The organism is Mesorhizobium sp. M1A.T.Ca.IN.004.03.1.1 (genome assembly GCF_003997555.1).
GTDB lineage: Bacteria > Pseudomonadota > Alphaproteobacteria > Rhizobiales > Rhizobiaceae > Mesorhizobium.
Genome location: NZ_RZTV01000368.1, coordinates 1 through 269 on the forward strand (window position 1 = coordinate 1; position 269 = coordinate 269).

Here is a 269-nt window from a genome sequence, read left to right on the forward strand (position 1 = left end):
CTGCCGTCCGCGCGCAGAAGCTGAAGGCCGGCGAATGCCACCTCATTCCTTATCCGAATGCGGCCGACGTCGCCGAACTCAAGAAGGACGAGAACCTGACCGTGCTCGAGCAGGCCGGCCTGAACGTTTCGTATCTCGCTTACAACACCTTGATTGCTCCCTTCGACAAGGCCGAAGTCCGCAAGGCGCTGAACATGGCGATCAACAAGCAGGCGATCGTCGACGCCGTCTTCCAGGGTGCTGCGGCCGTTGCCAAGAACCCGATCCCG

General features: G+C 61.3%; 1 protein-coding gene. It reads left to right on the plus strand.

All coding sequences use genetic code 11. The features are described from left to right. Nucleotides 1–269: ABC transporter substrate-binding protein (locus EOD29_RS32010; RefSeq protein WP_245475504.1), on the plus strand; the 269-nt coding region annotated here is incomplete at both ends.